At 66.6% G+C, this 8,102-nt stretch carries 8 protein-coding genes; 6 read left to right on the top strand and 2 right to left on the bottom strand.

All coding sequences use genetic code 11. The annotated features are described in order from the left end of the window. Together EN780_RS21835 and EN780_RS21830 are read right to left on the bottom strand one after the other, a co-directional pair. The coding region (locus tag EN780_RS21835) for an NAD(P)-binding domain-containing protein (protein WP_189556644.1) at positions 1-329 on the bottom strand (329 nt) is incomplete at its 3' end. Positions 330-426: 97 nt separating this feature from the next. Next, on the bottom strand, positions 427-2,832 hold the full coding sequence (locus EN780_RS21830) for a glucan 1,4-alpha-glucosidase (RefSeq protein WP_128275295.1): 2,406 nt from the start codon (positions 2,830-2,832) through the stop codon (positions 427-429). Between the two features lie 226 nt (positions 2,833-3,058). On the opposite strand from EN780_RS21830, the gene EN780_RS21825 reads away from it, so the two are divergent. The 6 genes from EN780_RS21825 to EN780_RS21800 all read left to right on the top strand — a co-directional run. Next, positions 3,059-4,324 carry a histidine kinase gene (locus tag EN780_RS21825; protein ID WP_127283077.1) on the top strand — a complete coding sequence of 422 codons (1,266 nt, stop codon included), beginning with the start codon at positions 3,059-3,061 and terminating at the stop codon, positions 4,322-4,324. Beyond that, complete coding sequence (locus EN780_RS21820; RefSeq protein ID WP_127283078.1) at positions 4,324-5,064, top strand: response regulator transcription factor; 741 nt, start codon at positions 4,324-4,326, stop codon at positions 5,062-5,064. The genes EN780_RS21825 and EN780_RS21820 overlap by 1 nt, the downstream gene beginning before the upstream one ends. A 126-nt stretch (positions 5,065-5,190) precedes the next feature. Then, a complete protein-coding gene (locus EN780_RS21815; RefSeq protein WP_127283079.1) occupies positions 5,191-5,385 on the top strand; it encodes a 4-oxalocrotonate tautomerase family protein in 195 nt (64 codons plus the stop codon). Next, positions 5,385-6,272 (top strand): SMP-30/gluconolactonase/LRE family protein, encoded by an 888-nt coding sequence (locus tag EN780_RS21810; protein WP_128275294.1) that lies wholly within the window; start codon positions 5,385-5,387, stop codon positions 6,270-6,272. The genes EN780_RS21815 and EN780_RS21810 overlap by 1 nt, the downstream gene beginning before the upstream one ends. Before the next feature lie 95 nt (positions 6,273-6,367). Next, on the top strand, positions 6,368-7,381 hold the full coding sequence (locus EN780_RS21805) for an ABC transporter substrate-binding protein (RefSeq protein ID WP_127393214.1): 1,014 nt from the start codon (positions 6,368-6,370) through the stop codon (positions 7,379-7,381). Between the two features lie 44 nt (positions 7,382-7,425). Then, positions 7,426-8,102, top strand: a 677-nt coding sequence (locus EN780_RS21800) for an ATP-binding cassette domain-containing protein (protein WP_133372666.1), incomplete at its 3' end; no start/stop codon positions are given.

The following is an 8,102-nucleotide window of genomic DNA, read 5'->3' as shown; positions in this document are numbered from 1 at the left end:
TTGGCTGCAAGCTCGTCGGCCTGGTCGACGGCGTCGTGATAGTAGGAATTGCCGCCGTCGATGATGATGTCGCCGGGTTCCATCAGCGCCGCCACCTGGTCGGCGATCTTGCCGGTGATCGCCGCCGGCAGCATCAGCCAGGCGCTGCGCGGCTTGGAAAGCTTGCCGACGAACTCCTCCATCGAGGCCGCGCCGATGGCGCCGTCTTTGACCAAAGCGGCGACGCTTGCCGGATTGATGTCGTAGACGACGCATTCATGGCCGTCGCGCATGAGGCGGCGCACCATGTTGGCGCCCATCCTGCCCAGTCCCATCATTCCGATCTGCATGGTCTTATCCCAGTCGCTCGAGGAAAATAGAATCTACTGGCCGTGCTGTCTTGATCGATCATGATCTTTTCCGAAAACCGGTATCCACTTTTCGGGATCATGACTGGGCATCGACGCCGACGGTGAAGTCAACATTCTCCCAACGGCCGGTGTCGGGCCAGAAAAAAGTGAAGACGATCGTGCTTCCCTGCGGCAGGCGGTCAACGGGCAGATCCACCAGATGGACGCCGAAGGCGTTCTCGGCGGTCCTGTCGTCGCGCACCGTCAGCCACTTGTCGCTGCTCCAGTGCACCACGCCTTTGGCCGCAAGCTCGACGCGCAGCATCTTGCCGGCGGGGATGGCGCGGATCTTGTTGTTGAAGCGCCATATCCTCGTGGGCGAGGTGGTCCTTGCCTTGATGTAGCGCTCGACGCCTTGCGGCGGCAGGTCGAAGACGGCGCCGTCGCGGAGCGAGCGCAGCAGCTTGATATGCTCGGCATGCGCCCAGACCAGCGGCATGGCGCTGCCCGAGGGTGCGCCGAGGCGCAACTCGCGCTGCGGCAGGTCAGGGCCGTCCCAGACCTGCTCCGGCAGCAGGCCGCCGACCCCGGCGGACGCCTCGAGCGTCGCAAGCAGGCTTTCCGCTCTGTCCCTGTGGCCCGCCGCCAGCTCGTAGTGGGCGCGCTCGCCCGCCAGCAAGGGCCACGCGCGGCCCAGGCCGGTGCCGTCGAAGGGTGAGCCGTCCTCGTGCTCGCCATAGCCGTCGCCGGAGTAGCGGTACCAGAGCGGTCCTTGCGGCAGGTCGCGGCGCAGCCTGGCGTCTATGACCTTCAAAGTGTCGAGGATGCGCGGATCATCTGCTGCCCTGAGCCCAAAGCGCACCAGCGCCAGCGCATCCGGGCTGATGATGGCCTCGGCCGGCCTGTCGGTGTCGGTCGGCGGCCGGTTCTTGATCGGCACATAGCCGTCCTTCGGCGACGCGGCATCCGATGCATCCGGCGGGGCGATGCGGACATAGTAGCCGTTGACGCCCACTTCGGCGCATAGCGGCGTACCCGCGACATAGGTCCAACGTTCGATCTGGTCGTTCCAGCAATCGGCGGTCTCGCGCAGATAGTTTGCCGGCTCTGTTTTTCCCATGATGTCGAGCATGTCGGCGGCAGCCAGCAGGGCGGCGATCTCGACGGCCAGCGTGAACGGGCTGTAGCCGGCATCCTCTTCCCAGCGGTCCTCGCCGGTGACCGGCCCGTTGCGGACGACATAGGACGCGGCACTTTCGATCATCGGCAGGAAGTCGGCGAGCTTGGCGTGCGGCAGATGGCCGGCACGGCGCAGGGCGTCGGCGAGCAGCAGCGGAAAGGCGCATTCGTCCATCTGGATGCCCGGCCAATAGGCGGTGCCGTCGGACCAGGCATTTTGCGGCCAGTGGCCGTCCGGCTGCTGGATCGAGCGCAGATAGGTCAGGATCTGCAGCGCCTGGCTGCCGTCACCGGCGGCGAGGAAGCCGCCGGCCGTCTCGACCAGATCGCGCGGCCAGATAAGGTGATAGCCGCCGAGATCGTCGTCGCCCTTGTTGAAGCCCCAGGGGATCGACAGGCTGGCGACGGCGGCTCCCGGCCTGGCGATCGACAGATGCGAGGCCAGCACCGCCGTGCTGGCGCGGTAGGTGTTCAATCCCGACACTGCCTGCCGGTCGAGCTTCAGTAGCCCGGCCTGCCATTCGCGCCAGTTTTCGACATAGGTCCTGGCGGCCGCCTCGAAGCCCTGCTCCAGGCTGGCCGAAGCCATCTCGGCTGCCTCTTCCGGCGAGCTGCCGAAACCGAGCGCCAGCAGCGCCGTGCCGTTGCCGGCGGAAAAGCCGATCTCGCCGGTCAGCGCGACATTGCCGTCCTCGGCCCGCTGGCAGCCCGGATCGAGCGCGCCGCCATGCTGGAGCTGCTGCCAGCCGTCGGAAAAGCCGACATAGCCGGCCGAGCAGGCGCCCCAGGGCAGCGATGAGGCAAGCGCCAGGCAGGTGCCGCGTCCCGAGGCGAACAGCACAGGCCTGCCGTGGTGCTCGCCAACCCAGGCGGTGTTGCCCATGCCGGCATTCACGAGATGCGGCGCCAGAAGCGCGTAGACATGGTAATCGGCAGGCCGGCCCTTGAGTGCCGTAAAGGTGATCTCCTGCAGCAGGACCGGGCGTTTCGGGTCCGTAATGATCCTTTTTTCGATCCTGTATGACCCGTCCCTCGCGGTGTTGGTCAGCCTGTAGCCGGGCACGCCGTCCTCGAAAGGCACGACAGCATGCACGGCATCGCGCTTCTCTTCCGAAAAAGCGCCGGCGGGGCCGGTGACGATCAGCCCCATATCGCGCGTGCAGGCCTTGTCGAGGCGCGGATAGTAGATTTCGTTGAGGATGCCGTGGCTGATCGTGAACCAGACCCGGCTGGCCTCAGAAAGCGCCGTGCCGACGCCGCTCTTGGCGCTTGACGTCCAGCGCGCCGGTATTCCCGGGGCGCCCTGAGCAACGGTCGCTGCCATGCATCATCTCTCCTGCCGTCGTTCCTAAACCAGGAGCAGAAGGCTTTTCAATCGTCGCACCTGAAGTTGATCGCCGGTCGCAAGAGAGGCGTCGTTGACAGCGGCAGCGGCAAGCGTTCACTATTTCAGCGCAGGGAGGACTGCAGGCAAACCCGGTATCGGCCGCGCTGGCGAACGAGGCGTCGTGGCGTGTCGCTTGGTTAGCCGAGATGGCAAGGGAGGAGACATGTCGGACGTATCTCCCCAGCTGATCGACAGGCTGCTCGCCATTTCGCGGGCGCTGGCAGGCCATATCGATCCGGGCTCCGCATTCCGGGCAACGGCGATCGAGATCGGCACGCTCATCCCGCACGATCATATCGACCTGGCGGTGCTGTCGCAGGACGGACGCATGCATGCCTGCTACGAGGCGGGCTTCCACACCAGCTGGAGCGAGCTGGCGCAGCATCCGGTGGAAGGCAGCCCGATCCGCTACGTGCTGTGGGGCAAGACGCCCTACCTGTTGTCGGACAACGCGCTTGTCGACGACCGCTTCCACTTTGCCGGCGCCTTCGATGGGCCGATTTTCGCCGCCAAGCTGCGCAGCCGCATCATCGTGCCGCTGAGGGCGCGCGGCAGCGTCATCGGCGCGCTCAACATCAGCCGCCACGAGATCGGCTGCTACACGCTGGCCGACGTCGCGGTCGCCCAGCAGTGCGCCGATCTGATCGCGCCCTATATTTTCGCGCTGATCCAGACCGAGGAGGCGCGGCGCGCCATGCTTGCCGAAAGCGAGACGCGCAACCGGGCGGAGCTGCTCAGGGTCGGCGCCTCGCAACTGACGGAAGGCATGGAGCGCGAGCGCCGCCGCATGGCGATGGACCTGCACGACCAGACGCTTGGCGACCTTGCCCGCATCGCGCGCCAGGTCTCGGCCTTCCGTAGCCGGGGCATGGCGCGAACGGCGCAGCTCGCCGACCTCGAGCAGGAGATCGCCGGCTGCCTGGCGGAGCTGCGCCACATCGTCGACGACATGCGGCCGAGCGTGCTCGAGCTGTTCGGCCTGCGCGACGCCGTCGAAGCGCATCTGAACCGCAGCGTCGCGCGGGCGAAACCGCCGATCGCGGTGCGCATCGCCGACACCAGCGACGGCAGCGCCGACAGCCTGTCGGAGACGATGCGCACGGCGCTCTACCGGATCGTCCAGGAAGCGATCAACAATGCCGTGCGGCACGCAGCGCCCGGCCGCATCGAGGTGCTGCTGACGTCGACCGACAGCGTGTTCAGTGTCGTCGTCACCGATGACGGCCATGGCTGCGGCACGATCGACCCGGCGGCGCAGGGCGGCATCGGCCACATGCACACGCGGGCAGCGCTCGTCGGCGCGAGGCTGCGCTTCGAGCCGGCCGGCCGCAAGGGCGGCACCAGGGTTCTGATCGAGATCGATCGCGCGCCAGCGGACGGCAAGCCGGCCACGGCTGGCGAGCAGCAGGCGGTATCGGAGGTGGCGTAGTGCTGATCATGATTGCCGAGAATGACGGGCTGCATCGCACCTTCGCGCGCCGGACGGTGGAACAGCTGTGGCCGGGCGATGTCGAGGTGATCGAGGCCGGCGACGGCGAGGATGCCATCAACCTGGCGGCCGAGCGCGAGCCGCCGCATGTCGTGCTCGACCTGCAACTGCCCAAGGCGACGGGCATCGAGGTGGCGCGCGCGATCTGGAGCCGACGCGCCGGCACGCACATCCTGTTCTGGTCGAACTTCGCCGACGAGGCCTATGTGCGGGGCGTGGCGCGCATCGTGCCGCCCGGCTCGGTCTATGGCTATGTGCTGAAATCGGCGACCGAGGAAGGCATGCGCTCGGCGCTGCGCGGCGTCTTCCGCGAAGGTCACTGCATCATCGACCGCGAGATCCGTGGTATCCAGCACCGCGTCCAGGACCGCTTCGAGGGCATCACCGACGGCGAGTATGAGAGCCTGATTGACATCGCCTTGGGCCTGACCGACAGGGCGATCGCGGCGCGCCGCGGCCTGTCGATCCGCGGCGCCCAAAGCCGCATCAAGCATGTCTACGACAAGCTGGGCATCGTGCCGCCGGAGGAGGGCGCCGGAGAGGCTTCGGTCTTCAACTCGCGCACGCGGGCGATCTACCTCGCCTTGGCGCGGGGCCTGGTCAACATCGATGCGCTGCGCCGCGAGCAGGACAGGCTCGACGCCTGGCTGGCACAGGCGGCGCCGCTGCAGGATCAATGATCCTTGTCACCGGCTTGCAACCGACTGTGCAAAACCACAGTCGGCGCTGCGCGTTGACCCGTATCGCCCGGCCCGGGGCCTGACTAGGCTCGCTCCCCACAACAAGAAAATGCCCGGGAGGCGCCGATGCCGTTCGTCAACATACGGATACTCGAGGGCCATTCGCAAAAGCGCAAGGACGAGATCTCGCGCCGCGTCACCGAAGCCATCAGCGAGGTCGCCGAACTGCCCAAGGAGGCGATCTGGGTGGTGTTCGAGGACGTGGCCGGCAGCGACTGGTTCGTCGGCGGCGCGGCTGTCCGCAAGCCGAAGGACCAGTGATGTCGATTTCGGCGCGGGCCCGCCATTCCGGCTTCGACGACGTTGTCGGCAACGCGTCGATGGAACGGCTGGCCACGGGCTACTCCTTCATCGAAGGGCCGGTGTGGCATCCTTACGAGAAGTGGCTGGTGTTTTCCGACATTCCCGAAAGCCGCATGTACAGGCGCAGCCCGTCGGGCGAGATCGAGTTGTTCCGGGAGCCCAGCCATAAAGCCAATGGCAACACGCTCGACCGCCGGGGGCGGCTGGTCACTTGCGAACACGCGACGAGCCGCGTCACCCGCGCCGAGCCGGACGGAACCGTGACCGTGCTCGCCACCCATTACGGCGACAAGGAGCTGAACAGCCCGAACGACGTCGTCGTCGCCACCGGCGGCGCCATCTACTTCACCGATCCGGGCTTTGGCCGGGTGGAATTCTACGGCGTGCCGCGACAGCAGGAGCTTTCGTTCCAGGGCGTCTATCGGATCGACGGCGACGGCGCCCTGACCCTGCTTGCCGACGATTTCGCGCAGCCCAACGGGCTCTGCTTCTCGCTCGACGAATCGCGCCTGTTCATCAACGACACCGAGCGCGGGCATATCAGGGTGTTCCGCGTCGAGACCAATGGCGACCTCAATGGCGGCGCGGTCTGGGCGGTAATCGAAGGCACGGAGCCGGGATCGGCCGACGGCATGAAGATCGACAGCCGCGGCAATCTCTATTGCACCGGCCCGGGCGGCATCCACGTCTTCGATGCCTCCGGCGAGCTTCTCGGCGTCATCGCGACGCCGGAAGACTGTGCCAATTTCACCTTCGGCGACGAGGATCTGAGGAGCCTCTACATCGCCGCGTCGACGTCGCTCTACCGGCTCAGAGTCCGCGTGCCGGGGCTGAGGCTGTTTTGAGCGCGGGATCGTCCGGGCTCAAATCGGATTGGAAGTGAGGCCGGCCTTAAAAGCCGGCTGGAGTGCAGCAGTCAACACATCTGGGAGGATACGACATGAAGAAACTACTCGTCCTGAGCGCTCTGGCGGCGATGCTCGCCTCGGGCACCGCGCTTGCCGATACCAGCGGCAAGAAGATCGCCTTCTCCAACAACTACGCCGGCAACTCGTGGCGCCAGGCGATGCTGGACAGCTACGGCATCGTCACCAAGAAGGCGGTCGAGGACAAGGTGGTCGCGGCCGCCGACGTCTTCACCACCGCCGACAAGGAAGTGCCGACCCAGGCCGCCCAGGTGCAGAACCTGATCCTGCAGGGCTACGACGCCATCGTCATCAACGCCGCCTCGCCGGATGCGCTCAACGGCGCCATCAAGCAGGCCTGCGATGCCGGCATCGTCGTCGTCTCCTTCGACGGCACCGTCACCGAGCCCTGCGCCTACCGGGTCGTCGTCGACTTCAAGGACATGGGCAAGCAGGAAGTCGAGCAGATGGCCAAGTTCCAGCCGAAGGGCGGCAATCTGCTGGAGATCCGCGGGCTGGCCGGCACCTCGATCGACGACGCCATCCATGCCGGCATCCTCGAAGGCGTCGCCGCCCATCCCGAGTTCAAGATCGTCGGCTCGGTGACCGGCGACTGGGACCAGACCACGGCGCAGAAGGCGGTGGCGACCATCCTGCCTTCGCTGCCGGATGTCGTCGGCATCGTCGACCAGGGCGGTGACGGCTACGGCGCCGCGCAGGCCTTCGCCGCCGCCGGCAAGCCGCGCCCGACCATCATCATGGGCAACCGCCAGGACGAGCTGAAGTGGTGGAAAGAGCAGAAGGAGAAGGACGGCTACAAGACATGGTCGGCGTCGATCGCGCCGGGCGTCTCGACGCTGGCCTTCTGGGTGGCGCAGCAGGTGCTCGACGGCCGCACCGACATTCCGCACGACCTTCTGGTACCGTACCTCGCCTTCACCCAGGACGATTTCGAAGCCGCCCTGCCGAAGATCAAGGAAGGCGGCGTCGCCACGCACGAATATACGCAGGAAGACGCCATCGGGGCCATCAAAGCCAACATCAAGTGATGGCTACTGTTGCCGCCGGCATCGCCAACCGGATATCGTTGAGCATGCCCAAGGCAAACACCGACACCAGGCTGGACGGCGCCGCGAAGCATTTCGGCGCCGCCAATATCGACATCATCAGGCTGGACGGTGCCGAAAAGCATTTCGGCGCCGTCCGGGCGCTTGGCGGCGTCGACTTCCATGTCGGCGCCGGCGAATGCGTCGGCCTCGTCGGCCATAACGGCGCCGGCAAGTCGACGCTGATGCATATGGTGGCAGGCACGCTTGTCCCCGACAGCGGCGCGATCACGGTGCGGGGCAGCGCCGAGCGGGACTATTCGGTGCCGCGGGCGCTTGAGCTCGGCATACGCTGCGTGTTCCAGGAGCTGTCGCTCTGCCCGAACCTCAGCGTCGCCGAGAACACGCGCATCAACCATCCTTCGCTCACCGGTTTCGGCTGGCGCCGCAAGGCCGCCGAGCTGATCGCCGCCAAGCTGGACGAAATCTTCCCCGGCCATGGCATCTCCGCTTCCGACATCGCCGGCGACCTGTCGATCGGCCGGCGGCAGATGGTGGAAGTGGCGCGCGCCTTCACGCTGACCGAGGATCCGCTGGCGCTGGTCATCCTCGACGAGCCGACCTCGTCGCTCGACGCGCACACGGCCGGCCAGCTGCTAGCGTTCGTGCGCCGCTTCGTCGCTTCCGGCGGCAGCTGCATCCTGATCTCGCATGTGCTGGGCGA

It is taken from the genome of Mesorhizobium sp. M4B.F.Ca.ET.089.01.1.1 (assembly GCF_004022605.1).
Lineage (GTDB): Bacteria > Pseudomonadota > Alphaproteobacteria > Rhizobiales > Rhizobiaceae > Mesorhizobium > Mesorhizobium abyssinicae.
This window is presented reverse-complemented; position numbering and strand designations above follow the sequence as displayed.